General features: G+C 69.6%; 18 protein-coding genes. 9 read left to right on the top strand and 9 right to left on the bottom strand.

All coding sequences use genetic code 11. The features are described from left to right. Positions 1-20 precede the first annotated feature (20 nt). Positions 21-815, top strand: a complete 795-nt coding sequence (locus AB0B64_RS15610; protein ID WP_357942487.1) for a universal stress protein — start codon at positions 21-23, stop codon at positions 813-815. Here the strand turns inward: AB0B64_RS15610 and AB0B64_RS15605 are convergent. Together AB0B64_RS15605 and AB0B64_RS15600 are read right to left on the bottom strand one after the other, a co-directional pair. Then, a complete protein-coding gene (locus tag AB0B64_RS15605; protein ID WP_357942485.1) occupies positions 787-1,917 on the bottom strand; it encodes a glycosyltransferase in 1,131 nt (376 codons plus the stop codon). The genes AB0B64_RS15610 and AB0B64_RS15605 overlap by 29 nt on opposite strands. After that, positions 1,914-2,828: a glucosyl-3-phosphoglycerate synthase gene (locus tag AB0B64_RS15600; protein WP_358177926.1), complete on the bottom strand. Its 915-nt coding sequence runs from the start codon at positions 2,826-2,828 to the stop codon at positions 1,914-1,916. The genes AB0B64_RS15605 and AB0B64_RS15600 overlap by 4 nt, the downstream gene beginning before the upstream one ends. Positions 2,829-3,004: 176 nt before the next feature. On the opposite strand from AB0B64_RS15600, the gene AB0B64_RS15595 reads away from it, so the two are divergent. Together AB0B64_RS15595 and AB0B64_RS15590 are read left to right on the top strand one after the other, a co-directional pair. Beyond that, positions 3,005-3,958: a Gfo/Idh/MocA family oxidoreductase gene (locus AB0B64_RS15595; RefSeq protein WP_357942481.1), complete on the top strand. Its 954-nt coding sequence runs from the start codon at positions 3,005-3,007 to the stop codon at positions 3,956-3,958. Beyond that, positions 3,951-5,054: a zinc-binding alcohol dehydrogenase gene (locus tag AB0B64_RS15590; RefSeq protein ID WP_357942479.1), complete on the top strand. Its 1,104-nt coding sequence runs from the start codon at positions 3,951-3,953 to the stop codon at positions 5,052-5,054. The genes AB0B64_RS15595 and AB0B64_RS15590 overlap by 8 nt, the downstream gene beginning before the upstream one ends. A gap of 1,184 nt (positions 5,055-6,238) precedes the next feature. On the opposite strand, the gene AB0B64_RS15585 is transcribed toward AB0B64_RS15590, so the two are convergent. Both AB0B64_RS15585 and AB0B64_RS15580 read right to left on the bottom strand, forming a co-directional pair. After that, a complete protein-coding gene (locus AB0B64_RS15585) occupies positions 6,239-7,024 on the bottom strand; it encodes a sugar phosphate isomerase/epimerase family protein (protein WP_358177923.1) in 786 nt (261 codons plus the stop codon). After that, the gene (locus AB0B64_RS15580; RefSeq protein ID WP_358177920.1) at positions 7,021-8,028 is read right to left on the bottom strand and encodes a zinc-binding alcohol dehydrogenase; all 1,008 of its coding nucleotides are present in this window, start codon (positions 8,026-8,028) and stop codon (positions 7,021-7,023) included. The genes AB0B64_RS15585 and AB0B64_RS15580 overlap by 4 nt, the downstream gene beginning before the upstream one ends. Before the next feature lie 397 nt (positions 8,029-8,425). Between AB0B64_RS15580 and AB0B64_RS15575 the strand changes: the two genes are divergently transcribed. Genes AB0B64_RS15575 through AB0B64_RS15560 form a run of 4 tightly spaced genes read left to right on the top strand, consistent with a single transcriptional unit; the run spans position 8,426 to position 12,700 of the window. Beyond that, complete coding sequence (locus AB0B64_RS15575) at positions 8,426-9,787, top strand: extracellular solute-binding protein (RefSeq protein ID WP_357942473.1); 1,362 nt, start codon at positions 8,426-8,428, stop codon at positions 9,785-9,787. Further along, complete coding sequence (locus AB0B64_RS15570) at positions 9,784-10,704, top strand: sugar ABC transporter permease (RefSeq protein ID WP_357942471.1); 921 nt, start codon at positions 9,784-9,786, stop codon at positions 10,702-10,704. The genes AB0B64_RS15575 and AB0B64_RS15570 overlap by 4 nt, the downstream gene beginning before the upstream one ends. Then, a complete protein-coding gene (locus tag AB0B64_RS15565) occupies positions 10,691-11,536 on the top strand; it encodes a carbohydrate ABC transporter permease (protein ID WP_357942468.1) in 846 nt (281 codons plus the stop codon). Before AB0B64_RS15570 ends, AB0B64_RS15565 begins: the two co-directional genes overlap by 14 nt. A 3-nt stretch (positions 11,537-11,539) precedes the next feature. After that, positions 11,540-12,700, top strand: coding sequence for an ROK family transcriptional regulator (locus AB0B64_RS15560; protein WP_358177917.1), 1,161 nt, complete (start codon positions 11,540-11,542; stop codon positions 12,698-12,700). A 10-nt stretch (positions 12,701-12,710) separates the two neighbouring features. Here AB0B64_RS15560 and AB0B64_RS15555 read toward each other — a convergent pair whose 3' ends face one another. Further along, positions 12,711-13,460 (bottom strand): helical backbone metal receptor, encoded by a 750-nt coding sequence (locus AB0B64_RS15555; RefSeq protein ID WP_357942464.1) that lies wholly within the window; start codon positions 13,458-13,460, stop codon positions 12,711-12,713. 144 nt (positions 13,461-13,604) lie between these two features. Here AB0B64_RS15555 and AB0B64_RS15550 point away from each other — a divergent pair, with 144 nt between their 5' ends. Beyond that, a complete protein-coding gene (locus tag AB0B64_RS15550; RefSeq protein ID WP_357942462.1) occupies positions 13,605-14,408 on the top strand; it encodes an SAM-dependent methyltransferase in 804 nt (267 codons plus the stop codon). 103 nt (positions 14,409-14,511) lie between these two features. On the opposite strand, the gene tpx is transcribed toward AB0B64_RS15550, so the two are convergent. The 4 genes from tpx to AB0B64_RS15530 form a co-directional block, all read right to left on the bottom strand. After that, a complete protein-coding gene (gene tpx, locus AB0B64_RS15545) occupies positions 14,512-15,012 on the bottom strand; it encodes a thiol peroxidase (RefSeq protein ID WP_357942460.1) in 501 nt (166 codons plus the stop codon). 81 nt (positions 15,013-15,093) lie between these two features. Then, the gene (icmF, locus tag AB0B64_RS15540; protein WP_358177914.1) at positions 15,094-18,345 is read right to left on the bottom strand and encodes a fused isobutyryl-CoA mutase/GTPase IcmF; all 3,252 of its coding nucleotides are present in this window, start codon (positions 18,343-18,345) and stop codon (positions 15,094-15,096) included. A 141-nt stretch (positions 18,346-18,486) separates the two neighbouring features. Next, positions 18,487-19,380, bottom strand: a complete 894-nt coding sequence (locus tag AB0B64_RS15535; RefSeq protein WP_358177911.1) for a CHAP domain-containing protein — start codon at positions 19,378-19,380, stop codon at positions 18,487-18,489. Positions 19,381-19,571: 191 nt separating this feature from the next. Next, positions 19,572-20,342 (bottom strand): protein phosphatase 2C domain-containing protein, encoded by a 771-nt coding sequence (locus AB0B64_RS15530; protein ID WP_225290266.1) that lies wholly within the window; start codon positions 20,340-20,342, stop codon positions 19,572-19,574. Between the two features lie 76 nt (positions 20,343-20,418). On the opposite strand from AB0B64_RS15530, the gene AB0B64_RS15525 reads away from it, so the two are divergent. Next, positions 20,419-22,167 (top strand): N-6 DNA methylase, encoded by a 1,749-nt coding sequence (locus tag AB0B64_RS15525; RefSeq protein WP_357942454.1) that lies wholly within the window; start codon positions 20,419-20,421, stop codon positions 22,165-22,167.

The following is a 22,167-nucleotide window of genomic DNA, read 5'->3' as shown; positions in this document are numbered from 1 at the left end:
GAGCGGGTAGGGAGGCAGTCGTGATCGGAGAGCACGTGGTCGTCGGCTATACCGGCGAGTCAGGGGGACGCGACGCGCTCGCCCTGGGTGCCGCGATCACGCGGGTCACCGGCGGCGAGCTCACCGTGGCCGCCATCTACCCGCCGGGCAGCCCGGGGTTGGCGGTCGAGGCACAGGCCGGCCTCGCGGACGCGGCGGAGGAGCTCGGCGATGTGCCGGCCGAGTACATCGCGTTCGAGAGCAGGGGCGCGGGTCGCGGGCTGTCGGTGCTGGCCAGCCGGATCAAGGCCGATCTGATCGTGGTCGGCTCGGCGGGCGGCGGACAGGCCGGGCGCATCTCGATCGGGTCGACGTCCGACAGCCTGCTCCACCTGTCGTCCGAGGCGGTGATGCTGACGCCCGCCGGCTACCGGCCGCCGGCCGAGCCCTCGCGGCTCACGCTCGCCTACGTCCACCGCCCGCAGTGTGACGAGGCCGTCGAGCGGATCGCGCAGGCCGCGCTCCGGCTCGGCGTGCCGCTCCGGCTGATCACGCTCGACCTGCGTACGGACGATCCGGGCCGGCTCGGGGACGACCTCGCGCTGGCCGTACGACTGGCCTGGGAGTCGAGCGGGATCGAGGCCGAGACGGAGATCGCCGAGGGGCACGACGTGACGGCGGCGCTGGAGGCGATCGAGTGGCTGCCGGGCGAGCTGCTGGTCTGCGCGGCCAGCGAGGACGCGCAGCCGCACCGGGTGTTCCTCGGGGAGCTGGCGATGAAGGTGCTGCGGGCGTCGTCGTGTCCCGTCACCGTGCTCCCGCGCGGCTTCTCGTGACTTCCGTGTACAGCTCCAGGTAGCGCTCGGCCATGACGGACGGTGAGAAGCGGCGGCGAGCCTCCCGGCGGCACTCCTCGGGGTCGATCTCCGCCACCCGCAGCACCCACTCGGCCAGCTCCTCCTCGGTGTCGGCGAGGAACCCGGTCCGGCCGTGGTCGATGATCTCGGGCAGGCAGCCGCGGCGCAGCCCCACGGGCGGCACGCCCAGGGCGAGGGCCTCGACGACGGCGGTGCCACCGGGCTCGTCCCACTGAATGGGGAACAGGGCGGCGCGGGCCGAGGCGTAGAGGTGGTCGCGGGCCTCGCCCCCCACGGAGCCGACCCATCTGACCAGGTCGCCGTCGAGGTAGGGGGTGACCGCGTGCACGTGGTAGCGGACGTCGGGGTGGCCGTTCAGCGGATGGTCCGGGTCCTGGACGACGGCGTCCAGCTCGGCGGGGGTGTTCAGGCCGCTCACCGGGCCCGCGAGGACCAGCGGGAGGCCGAGCTTCTGGCACAGTCTGGCGGCCACGTGCGTGCCCTTGAGGCCGCAGACGCGGCCCATCGCGACGAGGTGCTCGCCGCGTTCGGTACGCACGTCGCGGTCGGCGAGCGGGGTGGCCAGGTGGATGGCGCCGAGCGAGGCGGCGCGCAGTGCGTCGGGCGCGCGGGCGAGCTGGGAGTTCGAGACACCGTTGACCGCGATCGACGGTGGGAAGGCCCCGTAGAAGGCGGCGTGCTTGCGCAGGTCCCAGTGCAGGGTGTGCAGGACCGGCGGGCCGCCGAGCGCGGACAGCACGGCCGGACCGACCACCTCCAGGTGGTCGTGGACGAGGTCGAGGTCGTCGCGACTGCCGATTTCGCGCGCCACGCGGGCCTGGTGCGCGTGCGCGAGGCCCATCACCTGGTTGTACGGCTTCTGCAGCTCGGCGAACTGGCCGTCGTCGAAGACGTTGATCAGCTCGTCCACCTCGAGGGTGCTCGATCCCACGGAGGCCAGGACCACCCGCACCCCGCGCTCACGCAGGGCGGGGACCAGCGTGGCCACCACGTTCTCGATTCCGCCGTAGCCCGGTGGCGGCACCCGCAGCCACGGTCCGGCGTTCACCAGGACGTTCATGCCACGTCCTCGACGGCGAGGGAGGCCAGCGGCGGGCGCTCGGCCACGGACATGTCCACCAGGTCGACCTGCCCGTCGAGCCCGAACTGCAGCAGTCTGCGGTCGGGGGGCGTGGCGGACAGCACGCGGCCCTGGCGCTCCAGCCGCGACCACGCGGTGAGCATGATCTGGCCGGCCATCCGGCCGAGCGCGGGCATGGCCTGGTGCCCGTGTGCCCGGACACCCAGGTCCACCTGGGCCATCGCGTCCAGCCCGACCAGCTCCAGCAGGTCCACCAGCAGCCCGAACTCCACCCCGTACTCGGTGACGAACGGGACCCGTTCCAGCACCGCTCGGCGGGCGGCGTACTCCCCGCCGAGCGGCTGGACGAAGCCGGCCAGCTCCGGCCAGAACATGTTGATCAGCGGCCTGGCCACCAGCTCGGTCACCCGCCCGCCCCCGCCGCGCCACACCATCCCGTCCGCGCCGGTGAAGGGCCGCTCGTAGGCGGCCTTGACGAACTGGATGGCGTTGTCGGCGAGCAGCGGCCCGAGCAGCCCGGTGACGAAGTGCGAGCGGAAATTACGCAGGTCGGCGTCCACGAACACGATCAGATCCCCGCTGGAGGCCGCCAGCCCCTTCCACAGCGCCTCTCCCTTGCCGCTCAGCGGCGGCAGATGCGAGAGAACGGCGCCCTGCGCCACCACGCGGGCCCCCGCCGCGGCCGCTCGGGCGGCGGTCGCGTCGGTGGAGTTCGAATCGACCACGATGATCTCGTCCACGAGCGGCGCCCGCTCGACGAGGTCGCGACGGAGTACAGTGACGATCTCGCCGACCGTCCGCTCCTCGTCGCGAGCGGGCAGGATGACGCTTACCGCGTTCCCTCCCTTAACGGTCCTGCCCTGGCCCGGAGCAGCGCCTCTACCGGCCACTCGGCTGCGACGCTCGAGTGGGGTCCGTACCAGTCCTGGACCCTGGCCAAGGCGCGCAGATCTGTCTCCATACGGTTAGCCCCGATCTCATCTGGTCAGGTTTGCGACATCTGCCCCGACGATGCATCCTCGAACATGTTTGTTTCATTCTCCGTAAATGTGGGATAAGCCGGTCTGTGTTCCCCATCACTCGGGTCGGCATCATCGGTGCCGGAAATGTCGCCGCTCGCCACGCGGATGTCCTGTCAGGTTTCTCCGACGTGGTGATCGCGGGAATCGCCGACACAGATCCCCGCAGGGCCGGGGCTCTGGCCGCACGGCATGGCTCCCCTGCCTACGGCAGCCATGCCGACCTTCTGGATGCCGGCGGATTGGACGCGGTCTATGTCTGTGTTCCTCCTTTTGCGCACGGTAACCCGGAAAAGGATGTTCTAGCATGCAATCTGCCGATTTTTGTAGAAAAGCCGCTTTCACTTGACCTGTCGACAGCGGAAAAGATCGCCGATGAAATTGATCGCCGGGGCCTGCCTTCGGCCGTCGGACACCATTGGCGTTACCTGGACATCGTTGACCAGGCACGCGAAGTCCTGGGCGACCGTCCAGTACGGCTGGCGCTGGGCCACTGGCTGGACAAGGTACCGCCGGTCGGTTGGTGGCTGAAACCTGAGATGTCGGGCGGCCAGCTGGTCGAACAGGCCATCCACATCCTCGATCTGGCCAGAGTCCTGGTGGGCGAGGTGACGATGGTGCATGCCGTACCGGCGGACAACGAGACGGACGGCGAGGTCGACCGGGCCACGGCGGCGGTGCTGCGGTTCGCGGGCGGCGCGGCGGGGCTGCTCGCCGCGACCAGCCTGCTCGCGCGCAAGCACCGCGCGGGGCTGGAGGTGCACGCCGAGGGCGTCTCGCTCGACCTGAGCGAGGACCGGCTGCTGGTGGACGGCGAGACCACCGTCCAGGACGGCGGGGCCGCGAAGGTACGGGTGGACCGGACCTTCATCGACGCCGTACAGGGCAAGGAGGCCGACGTGCGCGTGCCCTACCGGGAGGCGCTGAAGACGCACCGGCTCGCGCTGGCCCTGGCGCGGTCCGCGGCGTCACGGAAGCCGGTGACGACGCTCGATGGGTGAGGTGCTGAGCATAGAGGCGCCCGGCGAGGTCAGGCTGGTCGGGGAGAAGCTCGGCGCGGTGCCCGAGGGCGGGTTCCGGGTGGTCACCACGTACAGCGGGATCTCGGCGGGCACCGAGCTCACCTACGTCAAGGGCAGCAACCCTTACCTGGCCGCGACCTGGGATCCGGCGCTCGGGCTGTTCGCCGAGGGCACCCCGTCGATCGGCTATCCGGTGCGCGGCATCGGGTACATGCAGGTGGGCCGGGTGGTCGAGACGCGCACCCGGGCCGTCCGCGAGGGCGCGCTGGTCGCGATGGCCTACGGGCACCGCACCGGCTACGTGGCCGACCCGATGAACGACCGGTTCGTGGAGCTGCCCGGCGACCTCGACCCGATGCTCGGCGTCTTCGTCGCCCACATGGGGCCGATCTGCGCGAACGGGCTGCTGCACGCGGCCACCGACCTGCACGGTCCCGGCGTCGCGGACCTGGGTGACGGGGTACGCGGGCGGCGCGTGGCCGTCGTCGGCGCGGGCGTGGTCGGCCTGCTGACCGCCTCCTTCGCCCTCTCGTACGGCGCGGCGGAGGTGGTGGTCGTGGACGAGACCCAGGCCAGGCTGGACATCGCCGAGGCGCTCGGCGCCGGGACTTTGGCCTTCGACGAGGACCCGGCCATCGAGCTGAAGCGGCGCTGGCGGCACGCGCCCAGCGACCGCGGCGCCGACGTGGTCTTCCAGTGCCGCGGCAGGCCCCGCGCCCTCGCTCTGGCGCTGAAGCTGCTCAGGCCGCAGGGCACGGTGATCGACCTGGCCTTCTACACCGACGGCGCCGACGAGGTGCGGCTGGGCGAGGAGTTCCACCACAACGGCCTGTCGCTGCGCTGCGCCCAGATCGGCCGGGTGCCGCGCGGGCTGGCCCACGTCTGGGACCGGGAGCGGCTGTCGTACGAGACGATCGCGCTGCTCAGGCGGCGGGGCGAGCTGCTACGCGAGCACCTGATCACCGATGTCGTCGGCTTCGCCGACGCCCCCCAGCTCCTGGCCGATCTCGCCGCCCGCAGGAGGCATACCGTCCAGGCCGTGCTCCGCGACCACGTCGAGGATGAGCGCGGCTGACCAGCTGAAGTCGCGGCAGCCGTGGCCCTGCAGGGTGAACGGGTCGAAGTACTCGCGGAAGCCGGACTCGGTGACCGCCCTGATCATGCCGTCGGCCAGCGGGTCGGCCAGGTCCGGGCGGCGCTCCCGCAGGCCCTGCCAGACCAGCCAGGTCAGATTGATCCAGCTCGGCCCGCGCCAGTAACGCGCCGGGTCGAACTCCGGCGCGGCGGGCGCGAAGCTGGGCAGCACGCCGTCCTTCAGCCCGAACCGGTCGAGCGCCGTGCCGATCAGCGCGTTGACGATGTCGCGCGGCAGGTCGGGCAGCATGAGCGGGACCAGCCCGGCGGCGCTGTTGGAGCGGATCGGGCAGCCGGTGAGCACGTCGCGGGCATGGAACAGGCCGTCGTCGTAGAGGTGCTCGACCATGGCCGCGGTGACCGCGGCGGCCTCGCGCAGGTGCGGCTCCGGGTCGCCGCCGCACACCTTCGCGATCTCCGCCAGGGTCAGCTCCGCCACGCCGTACGCGGCGTTGAACAGCGGGTCCTCGACACAGAACGCGCCGGCCCGGCGGTAGCCGGTGTCGCGGTAGGCGCGGGCGAGCGCGATGTAGCGCTCGTAGTCCAGGTCGGTGGGCCGCTCGTCGGCGCTGACGGTGTCCAGATCCCGGCGCGTGAACGCGACGGATCCCGCGTCGACGGCGGCCAGCGGGACGTCCCAGGCCGGGCTGTTGTCCATGCCCGACTCCCACGGGTGCACGATCGAGATCAGCCCCTCGGGAGAGCGCCGCGCGTTGCGCAGGTATTGCTGCTGCGCCACCAGCCGGGGATAGAGGCGGCGCAGGAAGGTCGGGTCCGGCTCGGCCTGGTGCACCCGCCAGACGGCCAGGGCGTGCACGGGCGGCTGCACGATGCCGGAGGTCGACGACCCGGACGGGGCCCGTGACTGCCAGAACTCGGGGCCGGGGAAGTAGGCGCCCTCGGGCACCCTGGGGTTGAACGCGATGTGCGGCACCCTGCCGTCGCGCCACTGCGAGCCGAACAGGGCCAGCAGCTCCGACCTGGCCCGGCGCGGGGACCAGCGGGCGTTGCCGATCGCGACGAAGGCGGAGTCCCAGCTCCACTGGTGGGGATAGAGACGCCGGGAGGGAACCGTGTAGCTGCCGTCCCAGTTGGCCACCAGCACGCGCACGGCGTCGCGGAGGATCACAGGAACTTCCTGATGAAGGCGGCCGTCTGCGGCAGAACGATCTCGGGCTCGCCGCGCAGGCGGCATTCAAGCGCGAGGTAGCCGTCATAGCCGAGGGCGTCGAGCGTGGCCAGCTGCGCGCCCCAGTCGAGATGGCCGGTCCCGGGCTCGTTCCGGTTGGACTCGCTGATCTGCATGTGCGCGAGGTAGGGGGCCGCCTCGATCAGCGAACGGCAGGGATCGTCCTCCTCGATGTTCATGTGATAGGTGTCGCCGACGACCTTGATGGAGTCCATCGAGCAGTACGACACGGCGTCGGCGAGGGTGTTGACCATGTGGTTCTCGTAGCGGTTGAGCGGCTCCAGCATGATCAGCACGCCGTTGCGCTGCGCGTGCTCGCCGAGCACCCCCAGCGCCTCGGTGAGCACCTCGCGGTCCTCCGCCGCGCTGCGCGGCGGCTCGAACGGCGGCAGCCGGCGCGAGAACTGGCCCCAGGAGGCGGGCGTCATCACCCCGACGCCGCCGAGCTCGGCGATGACCGTGAGCTGCGATCTGAGTTGCTGGATCGCGTCCGTGCGCTTGGCGGGGTCGAAGTCGCCGATGAAGTGCGGCATGTCCACGCACACCGTCGGCATGACCACGCCGTCGGCCAGCGCCCGCTTGAGCTCGGTCAGGCGGTTGGCGAAGTGGAAGTCCCCCTTCCCGCGCAGCTCGATCGCGTCGAACCCGGCCTCGGTCGCGAACGCGAACTTCTCCTGCAGGGAACGGCCGGGCAGCAGCTGCTCCTGTGCCGCGAGCTTCACTGTGACTCCTCCTCTTGCGGTGCCTCTTCTCGCCAAGGCTCCTCTTGCGGTGGCTCCTCCCCGAAAGCGAAGACGAGCTGGAGCACCTCGGACGGGTGCTTGTCGAGCAGGTCGAAGGCCTCGGCAGCGCTGCCGACGGGTACGACATGGCTGATCAGGCCGGTCACGTCGACCTCGCCCTTGTATATGAGGTCCATGAACGTGCGCTGCAGGCGTTCGACGTCCCAGCGGTGGGCCAGCCAGGAGGCGACGCCGCCGATCTGGGAGGAGACGAGCTGCACCTGGTTGTGGTGGAACTCCTCGCCCAGCCGCAGCCCGATGCCTTCGCCCTGGTAGAAGCCGCCAGCCACGACCCGGCCGCCCTTGCGGACGGTCCTGATCGCCTCTTGCAGGCCCAGGTGGCTGCCGCTCAGCTCGATGGCGGTGTCGGCGCCCTCGATCCGCTTGCGGACGAACTCGGCAACGGAGCCGGACGCGATGTCGAACGTCTCGGTCGCGCCGTAACGCCTGGCGAGTTCGAGGCGGGCGGGGATCGCGTCGGCGGCCACCACCCGGGCGCCGCTAAGCACGGCGAGGCGGGTGGCCAGCAGGCCGATGACGCCCTGCCCGAAGATCGCGACCTGGTCGCCCAGGTGCACGTCGGCGGCGTGCACGGCGTTGAGCGCGATGGCGCCCACGCGGGCGAAGACACCGCTCAGCGGATCGGCGCCCGGCGGCAGCACGTGGCCGACCAGCTTCTCGGCGGGCACCACGGCCTCGGCCCGGTGACCCCAGACGCCCCAGACCAGGTGGCCGACCGGCGGATCGGTGACATCGGGAGCCGCCTCCACCACCTCACCGACCTCCTGGTAGCCCCAGCCGGTCAGCGGGTAGGCGTGCGTCTGGCCGTCGAGGAACAGCCGCTGCTCTGTGTCCCACTTTCTGGTGAGATAGGGATTTGTGCCGCGATAGGCGGTCAGTTCGGTGCCGGCGGAGACGCCCGAGTAGATCGTGCGAACCCGCACGCAACCCGGTTCAAGCTCGGCGGGCGACTCCAGGCTGACGCGGACACGGCCTGGCTCTTCAAAGGTGATGACGCGCATTCCCCACACTTACGCTTTATGATCAATCGCAACTTAAAGGTTTAGTAGGCGTTTCTATACCATAGTTGCTCTCCCGGCACCCTTAAGTCAAATGACGGCCACCGCTGGCAACTAGCGAATTAGGGGTTTCTCTCCGACGGTCTTCCGGTAAGCGATCTTACCGACATAACCCGCCCGGAGATCGCTTTCCGTGATCGACGCGCCAGAAAGCCCGGGACGGAACACGGACGGAGTACGGACGGATCTCGGAATCGCCTACGTAGTTGCGTCTTCTCACATGGGGGTAAGTGCGGCATATCCCCGGACGTAGGAGCGCGCCATGCCGAAGAAGGTAGTCGCCGTCCTCTCCATCGCGCTGCTGGCCGCGGCCTCGACCGCCGCGTGTGGCGATGACAGCAAGAAGGCCACCAACGAGATCACGGTCTGGACCGAGGAGAACCTCGACGATCGCATGACCGTGCAGAACCAGATCATCGCCGACTTCACCCAGAAGACCGGCATCAAGGTCAAGCTGGTCGGCGTGGCCGAGGACCAGTTCAGCCAGGTGATCACGTCTGCCGCGGCCGCGGGGGACCTGCCCGACGTGATCGGGGCCCTCCCCCTGGCCTCCATCAGGGAGCTGGAGGCCAACGACCTGCTCGACACGGAGACGCCGGGCCAGGTCGTCGACAAGCTGGGCAGGAGCGACTTCTCGGCGCGGGCCCTGGAGCTCGACAGCGCGGGCGGGAAGCTACTGGCCGTACCGAGTGACGCGTGGGCGCAGCTGATCCTCTACCGCAAGGACCTGTTCCAGAAGGCCGGGCTGGAGCGGCCCGACACCTACGAGGCGCTGGAGGCGGCGGCCGCGAAGCTCAACACGGGTGGGGTCGCCGGCATCACGCTGGCCATCGCGCCGAAGGACTCGTTCACGGCGCAGAGCTTCGAGCATGTGGCGCTGGCCAACGGCTGTCAGCTGGTCGACAATTCCGGAAATGTCACCCTTTCCTCCCCGCAGTGCGTGAATGCGTTCGCGTACTACGCGAAGCTGGCGAGGGACTACTCGGTCAAGGGCAAGCAGGACGTCGACTCCACCAGGGCCACCTACTTCGCCGGCAAGGCGGCGATGACCATCTGGTCGTCGTTCATCCTGGACGAGCTGGCCGGGCTGCGTAACGACGCGAAGCCCAGCTGCGCCGAGTGCAGGACGGACCCCGAGTGGCTGGCCAAGAACACCGGCGTGGTCACGGCGCTGAAGGGCCCCGACGGCACGCCCGCCCAGTACGGGGAGATCGTCTCCTGGGCCGTCACCCGGGACGCCGCCAAGGATGCCGCCGCGCAGTTCGTCACGTACATGATGAACGAGGGCTACGAGCGGTGGATCGGGATGGCGCCTGAGGGCAAGTTCCCGATCCGGAAGAGGTTCGCGGACAAGTGGAACAAGCTGCCCGCCGGGGTCGACGCCAAGAAGCCGCTCGCGGACGTCTACCCGGCCGAGGTGCTCGACGCGCTGCGCGAGAGCCCTGACACCTTCGCTCGCTGGGGCATCCCCCAGGGGCAGGGCAAGCTGGTCGGAGCCACGATGGGCGAGCTGCCCGTGCCCAAGGCGCTGAGCGCGGTCGTGGACGGCTCGCTCACCCCGCAGGCCGCGGCAGTGCGGGCCAAGACCGACGTGGAGACCATCAAGCGCGGGATCCGGCAGTGACGGGACGGCGTGGCGGGACACTACGGGAGCAGGAGGGCAGGGCGGGACTGGCGCTGATCTCCCCGACGCTGATCATCACGCTCGTCGTGGTGGTGCTGCCGCTGCTCTGGGCGATCATGCTGGCCTTCCAGGACGCGCGGCTGATCAACATCCGCCGGGTGGGCATCTTCGGGCACTACACGCTGGAGAACTTCGGCTACGTCATGTCCGAGCCGGGATTCTGGACGTCCCTGGTCAACACGCTCGTCTACACGGTGGCGGGCACCGCGCTGTCAATCGCGATCGGGCTGGTGGCCGCCCTGGCGCTGCGCGACCGCTTCCGGGGTCGCACGTTGGTCAGGGCCTCGATCCTGGTGCCGTACGTGGCGCCGGTGGTGGCGGTGGCCTTCCTGTGGGAGACGATGCTGAACCCCCAGTTCGGCATCGTGAACTCCTGGCTGAGCACCCCCATCGCCTTCCTCACCCAGGCCAAGGGCAGCTTTCTCGGCATCCAGGTGCCGGTGGCGCTGCTCACCGTGATCGCGTTCGAGGCGTGGCGGTATTTCCCGTTCGCCTTCCTGTTCATCCTGGCCCGGCTGCAGGCGCTGCCGGCCGAACTGGACGAGGCGGCCGTGGTCGACGGTGCCACGCCGACGCAGCGCTTCCGGCATGTGATCCTGCCGCAGCTCTGGCGGATCATCGCGCTGCTGTCGGTGCTGCGGTTCGTGTTCACCTTCACCAAGTTCGACGACGTCTACCTGCTCACCGGCGGCGGGGCCGGCACGGAGGTGGTGAGCGTGCGCGTCTACAACTTCCTGACCGCGCGCGACGACATCGGCGCCTCGGCCGCCCAGGCGATCGTGCTGGCGGTCGTCCTGGTCGTGTTCCTGACCCTGTATCTGAGGTTCTTCTCGGGAGGTGAGCGTGACCAGGGATAGATTTGAGCGCGGGTTGTTCCGGGTGCTGAAGCCGCTGGTGATCCTCTTTCTGTTCGTGATCACCGCGTTCCCGTTCTTCTACATGGTGACACTGTCCTTCCGCGACATCCAGGAGCTGATCCTGGACCCCGGCTCGATCTGGCCGCGCAGCTTCACCTTCGACACCTACGCCAACGTGCTGACCAGGCAGGGCTTCCTGACCTTCATGCGCAACAGCGCCATCGTGGCGGTCTCCTCGGTGGCGGTCACGCTGTTGATCTCGATCCCGGGCGCGTACGCTGTGGCCAGACTGCGGTTTTTCGGGCGGCGGCAGGTGCATTTCGTGTTCCTGGCCGTGTACCTGTTTCCGGCGATCGTGCTGGCAATCCCGCTGTTCGTGCTCTTCACGATGCTCGGACTTCGCGGGTCTCTGCTGGGTTTGATCCTGGTTTATTGCGCGCAGACGGTGCCTGTCACGGTATACATGCTCCGCAATTACTTCGAGACCGTGCCGCAGAGCGTGGAGGAGGCGGCGGCGATCGACGGCTGCACGCGCCTGTCGACCATCTGGCGGGTGGTGCTCCCGCTGTCCAAGCCCGCGCTCATGGCCACCGGTCTCTACGCGTTCATGATCGCCTGGAACGAGTTCCTGTTCGCCCTGCTCTTCCTCGTCGAGAAACGGGAGAGCTGGACGGTCTCACTGGGGCTCTCCCAGCTGGCGGGCAGTATCGAGATCCCGACGACGGTTCTCATGGCAGGATCGGTGGTTCTGACGCTGCCGATCGTGATCGTGTTCTTCGCCGGCGAGCGGCTCCTGACCGAAGGACTCACGGCGGGGGCCGAGAAGGGATAGACCATGCTGACGGCAGGGCAGATCCTTCAGCTGATCCGCAATGGCACCTGCCGTACCCGCAAAGAACTCATCGCCTACACCGGGCTGTCCCGCTCGACGATCACCGAACGGGTGGACCGGCTGATCGAGGCCGGATACATCCACGAGTCCGGCTTCGCCATCTCCGGGGGCGGGCGACCGCCCTCAGTGCTCGACATCGACGCGACGAAGCGCCTGGTGCTGGTGGCCGACCTGGGCGCCGGCCACGTACGGGTGGCGCTGACCGACCTCGCGGCCCGGTCGCTGGTCGAGGAGCACACCGAGCTGCGCATCGACCGCGGCCCCGAGGCCGTCCTGTCCTGGGTACGCCAGGCGTTCCAGCGCCTGCTCGACCGCTCGGGACGGGCCTCGGACCAGGTGTGCGGCATCGGCCTGGACCTGCCCGGCTCGGTCGACCACGCCTCCGGCCGGGTGACCAGGTCGTTCCTCATGCCCGGCTGGGACGACCATCCGATCGGCCAGGCGCTGCGGGAGGCGTTCGACGTGCCGATCCTGATCGAGAACGACGCCAACGCGATGGCCTTCGGCGAGTGGTGGTCCTCCTGGCGCCGGAGCCGGTCGCTGATCCTCATCAAGGTCTCCACGGGCATCGGCACCGGCATCGTCCTGGACGGCCGGATCTACCGCGGCGTCGAGGACGCCGCCGGGAGCATCGGCCACGTCCGCCTGCGCGAGAGCGACGACCGCGTCTGCACCTGCGGCTCCCGGGGCTGCGTCGCCTCGCTGGCCAGCGGCCACGCCCTCGCCGCCGACCTCGGCAGGCAGACCAGCCGCGAGGTCGTACGCCTGGTCCAGGCCGGCGACCCGACGGCCATCGCCCTCACCCAGGAGGCCGGCCGCACGGTCGGCATCGTCCTCGCCACGGCGGTCAGCCTGCTCAACCCCTCCGTCCTGGTGCTGGCCGGCGACATGGCCGAGACCAGGGAGCACTACCTGACGGGCATCAGGGAGAGCGTGTACCGCCGCAGCCTGCCGTTCACCACCCGCAACCTGGAGATCGTGACGAGCACGCTGGGCGACCGCGCGGGGATCGTGGGGACCGCGGTGATCGTCATCGACCACGTGCTGTCCCCCGCCGCCGTGGACGCCGCCTTCGCCAGTCCACCGACGACGAACGTCGTCTGACTCCCGCTGGTCAGCCCAGGTCCCGGAGGAGGCGGTCGCGCGCCTGGACGAGAGAGGGGCCGTACCAGGTCAGATCGCGTCCGCTCACCAGCGCGCACCGGTGGCCCGGGAACGACTCCGGCCCGTCCTCGGCGCTGAACGCGTAGGGCTCGTCGGGCAGGACCACCAGGTCGGCACCCTGAGCCACCAGCTCGGCCAGCGGGATCTTGGGATAGCGCTCGGCATGACCGGCGTAAAGGTTGCCCACCCCGAGCCGGGCGAGCACATCGCCGGTGAACGTGTCGCGGCCCACCACCATCCACGGCCGCCGCCAGATCGGGATGATCGCCGTCCGGCGCACCTCCACCGGCTCGGCCCACACCGACTCCGCCCGGTCGAGCCAGCCGGGGCGCCCGGTGCGGCAGGCGTACCGGAACATCCGGTCGAGCGACCGGAACGCCTCGTCCACCGTCTCGATCCTGGTGACCCACACCGCGAGGCCCGCCGCCCGCAACGCGTCGACGTCCGGCTGCCGGTTCTCCTCGGCGTTGGCGAGCACCACGTCGGGGGCGAGCCGCCGGATGACGTCGAGATCGGGGTTCTTGGTCCCCCGCACCCTGACCACGTCCAGGTCGGCCGGGTGCGAGCACCAGTCGGTCGCGCCGACCAGCGCTTCGGGGAGGGTCGCGGCCACGGACTCGGTGAGTGAAGGCACCAGCGACACGATCCGCCGGACGTTCGGAGGAACGGGGACGGGTACACCGGTGTCATCAAGGCTCACACTCGCACCTTAGACCGCCACCCGAACGACAAAAGGGACTAAAGGCAACTAACGCCCAGCGTGCGGGAATATCGCCCCAAGGCAGGTCACAAATCCGTAGAATCCCGAGAAAAGATCGTTAACTCTCGATCGGGGGATCGTTGGGTGGAGCGAGAATCGCTGGGCTTCGACCCGAACACGCCCAACGTCGCCCGGCTGTACGACTACTACCTCGGCGGGAAGGATCATTTCCCGGCCGACCGGCGAGCCGCTGAACGGCTGCTGCGGGTGGCTCCCGAGGTCCGTACCGCCGCCCGCGCCAACCGGGCCTTCCTCGGTCGTGCCGTACGCTTCCTCGCGGGCGCCGGCGTCACCCAGTTCCTCGATATCGGTACGGGTCTGCCAACGCGGGGCAACGTCCATGAGGTGGCCAGAGCGGTCGCGCCGCAGTCCAGGGTGGTCTATGTCGACCATGACCCCGTCGTCCTGGTCCATGCCAGGGCGCTGCTGGCGGGCAGCGAAGGGATCACCGTGGTGGATGGCGATCTCCGCGATCCCCACGACCTGCTGAAAAATCCGGACGTGGTGGGGGCGTTGGACTTCGACCAGCCGGTGGGCGTCCTCCTCGTCGCGATCATGCACTTCATCGGCGAGGCCGACGACCCGCTGCGCATCATGGCCGCCATCCGCGAATCGCTGGCCCCCGGCAGCTATGTCGTCATGTCCCACGGCACGAGCGACGCCCGCGCCGCCGCCGTCAGCAAGGGCACCGAGGTCTATCGCCGGGCCAGCGCTCCCCTGACCCTGCGTACCCGTCGGCGGATCGAGGAGCTGTGGGCGGGGTTCGAGCTGGTCGAGCCGGGCCTGACCTGGCTGCCGCAGTGGCGCCCCGACGAGGCCGACCTGATCGACCTCGCGGCCGGCCCCGAGTCGTCGCTCATCCTCTGCGGGGTGGGCAGGAAGAACTGAGACCCGGGGGCGGACCGGTGCGCGGCTTGGCCGAGCGCCAGGGACGACCCGACTTACGGCCTGGCCGAGCGCCGGGGTGGACCGGCGTACGGCCTGGTCGGGCCTACTTGAGCGCGCCCAGCGCGCCCTCGTAGTCGGGCTCCTGGGTGATCTCGGGAACCAGCTCGGAGTAGATGACGCGGTTGTCGCCATCGAGCACGACCACCGCGCGGGCGGCCAGCCCGGCCAGCGGCCCGCTCTCCTGCGCCACGCCGTAGTCGCGCAGGAACTCGCGGCCCCGCATGAGCGACAGCATGGTCACGTTGTCCAGCCCCTCGGCGGCGCAGAACCGCTTCTGCGCGAACGGCAGGTCGGCCGAGACGCACAGCACCGCGACGCCGGGGTGCGCGGCGGCCACCTCGTTGAACCGGCGCACCGAGGCGGCACAGACGCCCGTGTCGAGGCTCGGGAAGATGTTGAGCACCTTGGTCGCGGAGCCGAACCCGGCCAGCGTGGTGTCAGCGAGGTCCCCGCCCACCAGCTGGAACGCGGGCGCCTGGTCGCCGGGCTTGAGGAACGTGCCGCCCACGGTGATTGGGTTGCCCTTGAAAGTGACGTCTGCCATGAATGCCTCCAGTTAGCAGGTGGTGCCCACCTCGGTCAGCAGGTGGTACCCCGACCCGCAATCCTATCGGCGCCCACTGACTCAGACGTTGCGGCGGTACTGTCCCCCGGCCTCGAACAGCGCGTCCGTGATCTGGCCGAGCGAACAGACGCGGGCCGCCTCCATCAACACCTCGAAGGCGTTGCCATCGGTCATGGCGACGTCCCGCAACCGGGCCAGCGCCACGGGGGCCTCGGCCCGGTTGCGGTCATGGAAGGCGTGCAGGCGGTCGAGCTGGGACCGCTTCTCCTCCTCGGTCCCCCTGGCGAGCTCCACCTTCTTCTCGTGGGGCTCGTCGCCGCGCGGGTTGCGGAAGGTGTTGACGCCGATGATGGGCAGCGAGCCGTCGTGCTTGCGCGACTCGTACAGCATCGACTCGTCCTGGATCCTGCCCCGCTGGTAGCCGGTCTCCATGGCGCCCAGCACGCCACCCCGGTCCGACAACCGCTCGAACTCCTGCAGCACCGCCTCCTCCACCAGGTCGGTGAGCTCGTCGATGATGAACGAGCCTTGGAGCGGGTTCTCGTTGCGGGCCAGGCCCCACTCGCGGTTGATGATGAGCTGGATCGCCATCGCCCGGCGTACCGAGTCGGCCGACGGCGTGGTCACGGCCTCGTCGAAGGCGTTGGTGTGCAGGCTGTTGCAGTTGTCGTAGATGGCGATCAGCGCCTGCAGCGTGGTGCGGATGTCGTTGAAGTCCATCTCCTGGGCGTGCAGGGACCGGCCCGAGGTCTGGATGTGGTACTTCAGCTTCTGCGAGCGCTCCGCCGCGCCATACTTCTCCCGCATCGCGACCGCCCAGACGCGGCGGGCCACCCGCCCGAGCACGCTGTACTCGGGGTCCATGCCGTTGGAGAAGAAGAACGACAGGTTCGGCGCGAAGTCGTCGATCCGCATCCCCCTCGCCAGGTACGCCTCCACATAGGTGAAGCCGTTGGCCAGGGTGAAGGCGAGCTGGCTGATCGGATTGGCCCCGGCCTCGGCGATGTGGTAGCCGGAGATCGACACCGAGTAGAAGTTGCGGACGCTGTTAAGGGTGAACCACTGCTGAATGTCGGCCATCATCCGCAGCGAGAACTCCGTGGAGAAGATGCAGGTGTTCTGGCCCTGGTCCTCCTTGAGGATGTCCGCCTGCACGGTCCCCCTGACGGTGGCGAGGGTTCGCGCGCGCAGCTCGCGCTCCTCCTCCGCGGACGGCCGGCGCCCGTGTTCGGCCTCGAACCGGTCGAGGGTCTGGTCGATCGCGGCGTTGAGGAAGAAGGCGAGGATCGTCGGGGCCGGGCCGTTGATCGTCATCGACACCGAGGTGCTGGGGCTCGTCAGGTCGAACCCGTCGTAGAGCACCTTCATGTCTTCCAGCGTCGCGATGGACACGCCCGACGTGCCTACCTTGCCGTAGATGTCGGGCCGCAGGTCCGGGTCGTGGCCGTACAGGGTCACCGAGTCGAACGCGGTGGACAGCCTGGTCGCGGGCTGGCCCTCGGACAGCAGCTTGAAGCGCCTGTTGGTACGGAACGGGTCGCCCTCTCCGGCGAACATCCTGGTGGGGTCCTCGTCGTCCCGCTTGAACGCGAACACCCCGGCGGTGAACGGGAACCGGCCCGGCAGGTTCTCGCTACGCAGGAACCTGAGCAGCTCGCCGTGGTCGGTGTAGCGGGGCAGGGCCACGCGGGGGATGCGGTTGCCCGAGAGGGTCTCGCGCCAGAGGGGGGTGTGGATCTCCCGGTCGCGTACCTTCACGACCAGTTCGTCGGCGGAGTACTGCTCCCTGGTGGCGGGCCAGTCGTCGAGCAGCGCGCGGCTTTCGTCGCTCAGCTCCCGCTCGGCCCCGGCCGCGAGCTCGGCCAGCCTGTCGTCGGTCCGGCCCGTACCATCGGCGCCCGTACCGGTGGCGCCACTGCCCAGGAGGGCCTGGACGGCCGTGAGCTGCTGGCGGCGGCGGGCCACCTCCGCCTGGGCGAGCGTCTCCGCGTGGTAGTCGCGGACGGTCTCGGCGATCTCGGCCAGGTAGCGGACGCGCGCCGGGGGGACGATCGCGGCGGCCACCTGGGATGTACGGCCGCGCACCGGTGCCAGCAGGCCTGGCCCGGCCCGCAGGCCCTTGTCCGCCAGCTGCGCCTTCAGGTGGTGATAGAGCGCCGTGACACCGGCGTCGTTGTAGCGGGCGGCGATCGTGCCGAACACCGGCATGTCGTCGGGCGCGACCCCGAAGGCCGCGCGGTTGCGCACCATCTGGCGGCGGACGTCGCGCAGGGCGTCCTCGGCGCCGCGCCGCTCGTACTTGTTGATCACGACGGCCTCGGCGAAGTCGAGCATGTCGATCTTCTCCAGCTGGGAGGCCGCGCCGAACTCCGGGGTCATGACATAGATGGGCACGTCCACATGCGGCACGATCCCGGCGTCGCCCTGTCCGATGCCCGGGGTCTCCACGATGACCAGGTCGTATCCGGCGGCCCGGCAGGCGGCGATCACGTCGTCGAGGCAGACGGGGACCTCGTTGGCGGCGCCCCTCGTGGCCAGCGAGCGGAAGTAGGTCTGGGGGCCGAGGCTGTTCATCCGGATGCGGTCGCCGAGCAGTGCTCCCCCGCCGCGCCTGCGGGTCGGGTCGATCGCGATGATGGCGACGCGCAGCTTGTCGTCGTTGTCAACGCGCAGGCGGTGTACGAGCTCGTCGGTGAGCGAGGACTTCCCGGAACCGCCCGTACCGGTGATGCCGAGCACGGGAGCGCGGTTGTCGCCTGAGCCAGGAGCGGCGCGCAGGCCGTCCAGGAGCTCGGCCGGGGCGCGCCCCGACTCGATCAGGGTGATCGCCCTGGCCAGGGCCGCCTGGTCGCCGGAGCCGACGGCCTCGACAGAGGGAACGCCGTCCAGCTCGACGTCGCACTCCTCGATCAGCTTGTTGATCATGCCGGGCAGGCCGTACCGCTGGCCGTCCTCCGGCGAGAAGATGCGGGTGACGCCGCGGGAGTGCAGCAGGTCGATCTCGTCCTGGACGATGACGCCGCCGCCACCGCCGTAGACCTTCACGTGCCCGGCGCCGCGCTCGCGCAGCAGATCCACCAGGTAGCTGAAGAACTCCACGTGGCCGCCCTGGTAGGAGCTGATCGCCACACCCTGGACGTCCTCTTGGACGGCGGCGGTGACGATCTCGTCCACCGATCGGTTGTGCCCGAGATGGATGACCTCCGCCCCCTGCGACTGGAGGATCCGCCTCATGATGTTGATCGCCGCGTCATGGCCGTCGAACAGCGCCGCGGCGGTCACGAAACGGACAGGGTTCGCCGGAACGTGCACGCCTGATCACTCCTTTGTGAGGGGTCCCTTTACAAGATACTAGGACGTCCTACTAAATCCCAAGGTTTCAGGCGGGTAGCGATCCGGCATGCGAACGGCGCCGGGTTCTGGTTTCGGGAGGTCGTCAGCGAACTGTGCTGGTCAGGGCCGCTCGTACGGATTGCGGCGGGTGGTGGAGCGGTGGGCGGCCACGAGAGTTCTGGCCGGAGCGGAAGTCGCGTCCGGGTCAGGCGGACCACCCACCCGGACCGGCTCGGGCGGCGCCTCCGCGTAGCTGGCGGACCTCGTCTTCTTCTCGACGGCCTTCTTCCCGACGGCCTTCTTCCCGACGGTCTTCTTCTCGACGGTCTTCTTCTCGACGGCCTTCTTCTCGACGGCCTTGTTCTCGACGGTCGTCTTCCCGACGGCGGCGGCACGCGTCTCCACCTTGATGTGGCTGCCGCGACGGCGGCCCGCGAGACGGAAGGAGACCACGACCGTGGTGAGCACCATCATGGTGAGCAGGGCCAGCGGGGACCCCAGAACGTCCATCGGCGATCCCTGCGACACCGGCTCCGGCTGGCGGGCCAGCGGCTGCTCGGTGGTCCGGATCTCGTTCAGCGTGGCGTTGGCCTTCACCATGCGGGGTAAGCCGTAACCCACGACCTTGTCCGTGTCACGGAACTTGCGCTTGAGCCAGACGCGATCGACGTTGGCCTCGATCGTGTGGATCTTCTTGCCGTCGACCCGCTCGACGATGCCGACGTGGTCGATGCCCTTGTAGCTCTTGCCGCCGCCCCAGTCGAAGAAGACCAGGGCTCCGGGCTCGGGCTGCTGGGACCAGGCGCGCTGCTTCATGAACCAGGACGCGTGCGAGGGGGTCCAGGCGAACTGGCCGACGTAGTCACCGACCCCGGCCTTGTCGGCCGCCCAGGCGATGAACATGTCACACCACGGCGCGTCCCGGTATTGCGGGTCCTTGACGCGATCCGCGTACCACTGCCCGAACTTGGTGAGCTGGCCGCCCTTCTCGCGGTAGCCGACTTCCCCACGCACCTCTTTCAGCAGATTTTCCGCGATCGGGTCCAGAGCCCACTCCTCCCAGAAAAACCGGCAGATCAGGATGGACTGTAATAGCGACATCCCGCTTGCGCGCCGAACAATGGGAAAGTGTCAACCTATGAGCCGAAATTTCGGCTATGTGGCTGGTGTGACTCCTGAGACTCCGTACCAAGGTGAGATCGTTTTCAGGCCCCCGCGCCCACCCGGAAGATCTGCTCGTCGCCCGCGCCCGGCGCCACCACGTCGGCGACGATCACGGTCACGTTGTCGGGTGAGCCGCCCTCGTTGGCCAGGTCGATCAACCGCTGGACGGCCGCCGCCGGGTCTGTCACCGTGGTCAGCACCTCGTGCAGGACCTCGGGCCCGAGCACGGTCGTCAGCCCGTCCGAACAGAGGAGGTAGCGATCATCCGGCTCGGACTCGCGCAGCGCCATGTCAGGCTCCGCCCTGCCCTCGCTGCCCAGCACGCGCAGCACCATCGACCGGCGCGGGTGCACGGCCGCTTGATCCTCTGTTATCCGTCCTTCGTCCACCATGGACTGCACAAGTGTGTGATCCTTGGTCATCTGGTAGAGAGCACCATCGCGCAGCAGGTATCCGCGGGAGTCACCAAGATGAGCAAGGGCGAACCGGTAACCGTCCCACAGCATGGCGGTCACGGTGGTCCCCATCCCCCTGCGCGCGGGGTCGATGTCGGCCAGCTCCACCAGCCTGCGGGCCGCCTCATGCACGGCGCCCTCCAGGGCCGCCTCCAGGTCCGAGCCCGTCTCGGGAAGCGTGGCATCCAGCTCGCGCATGACCGCGATCGCGGCCGAGCTCGCCAGCTCGCCGGCCGCGTGTCCGCCCATCCCGTCGGCCACCACGAGCAATCGGCCACTCGCGTAGCCGGAATCCTCGTTCTGCTCCCTGCGGCGGCCCACGTCTGATCCGGCGGCATAGCGGATGTTGTGCTTCATACCCAGCAGTAAATCATTGGTTGAAAGACTTCACAAGCAGATGCACTGAAGACTCTTGTGAACTACTGTGGGCTCCATGACCCACGACCCGACCGTGAACGCCGGGGACATAGCCCGGCTCGCCGGTGTCGGGCGGGCCGCGGTGAGCAACTGGCGCCGCCGCCACGACGACTTCCCACTGCCCATCGGCGGCACCGCCAATCAACCGTTGTTCTCGCTGCGCCAGGTCGAGTCATGGTTGCGGCGCTATGGGAAGTCCTACCAGGTCTCGCTGGGTGATCGCGTGTGGCAACGCCTGAAAGCCGCCGGCGATTTGCGGCTGGGCGAGTTGGTCGCGCAGGCCGGCGTGCTGCTGACCACGGGCGAGAGCAAGCTGGAGCCCGAGCTGGCCGGGCTAGTGTCCGAGCTGGCCGAGCAGCACGATCCGCTCACCGCCTACGAATTCCTCTGTGAGCGCTACCTGGAGGCGCACTCCAGGCAGCTGTCCGTCACGCGTGACGACGTGGCCGAGCTGATGGTCGGGCTGGTCCGCACCGACGACGCGACGATCCTCGACCCCGCCTGCGGCGTCGGCACGCTCCTGCTCGACTCCGGGGCGGTCAAGGTGCTCGGCCAGGACCTCAGCGAGACCTCGGCGGTCATCACCGCCGCGCGGCTGCGGCTGCGCGGCGCCGAGGCGGAGGTCGTGCCCGGCGACTCGATGCGCCACGACGGCTTCGCCGGCGTGAAGGCCGACGCCGTCGTCTGCGACCCGCCGTTCAACGAGCGGGCCTGGGGCTACGAGGAGCTGACCGGCGACCCCCGATGGGAGTACGGCCTGCCGCCGCGCGGGGAGCCGGAGCTGGCCTGGGTCCAGCACTGCCTCACCCACGTCAGGCCCGGCGGCATGGTGGCCGTGCTGATGCCCCCGGCCGCGGCCAGCCGTAAGGCGGGGCGGCGGATCCGGGCCAACCTGCTGCGCGCCGGCGCCCTGCGCGCCGTGATCGCGCTGACGGGCTCCGACCTGTGGCTGCTGCGCCGCCCGGCCGCGGGCGAGCGCCCGCCCTCCGACGTGCTGATCGTCGACGCCACGGCCGACCTGTCCATCGTCGATCCCGCGTGGCGGGCCTACCTCGATGAGCGCTCCGACCAGACCGTACGCATCATCGACCTGCTGGCCGATGAGGTGGACATGACCCCGGCCCGCCACCAGCGCCGCGACGACCTCGGCCGGGCCTTCACCGAGGCGCGCGACCGGTTCCTGGCCGCGGCGGCCACCCCGCCCGATCTCAAGGTGCTCGACGAGCCGCTCGACCAGCCCGTCACCACGGTCGGCGACCTGATCAAGGAGGGCCTGCTGACCACGTTGCAGGCGCCGCCCAAGATGGCGACGGGCGGCGGCGACCTGCCGATGCTCACCGCGGACGACGTGACCGGCGGTGGCGCCGCCTCCGGCCGGGCTCCGGCGCAGCAGGGGCTCGTCCCGATCCAGCCGGGCGACGTGGTGGCCTCCTATTCCAGCGTGCGGGTGATGACCGAGGGCGGCTGCGTGCTCGGCCCGCATCTGACGCTCTACCGGGTCGACGCGCGCCGGCTCGACCCCGACTTCCTGGCCGGCCACCTGCGGGCGGCCGGCGGGCGCGCGACCACCGGCTCCAGCCGGTTCGACGTGCGCCGCACCCGCCTGCCCCGCCTGTCGCTCAAGGACCAGAAGTCCTACGGCGAAGCCTTCCGGCAGCTGGCCGTGCTCGAAGACGCCTTGCGCGAGACCTCGGCCCTCGGCCAGGCGCTGATCCGCCTCGGCCTCGACGGCCTGACCGACGGCCACCTGCGTCCGCAGTCCTGA

Origin of the sequence: Nonomuraea sp. NPDC049129 (assembly GCF_040648495.1) — a bacterium.
Taxonomy (GTDB): Bacteria; Actinomycetota; Actinomycetes; order Streptosporangiales; family Streptosporangiaceae; genus Nonomuraea.
The sequence above is the reverse complement of the archived record's forward strand: the minus strand, read 5'-3'. Positions and strand labels throughout refer to the sequence as shown.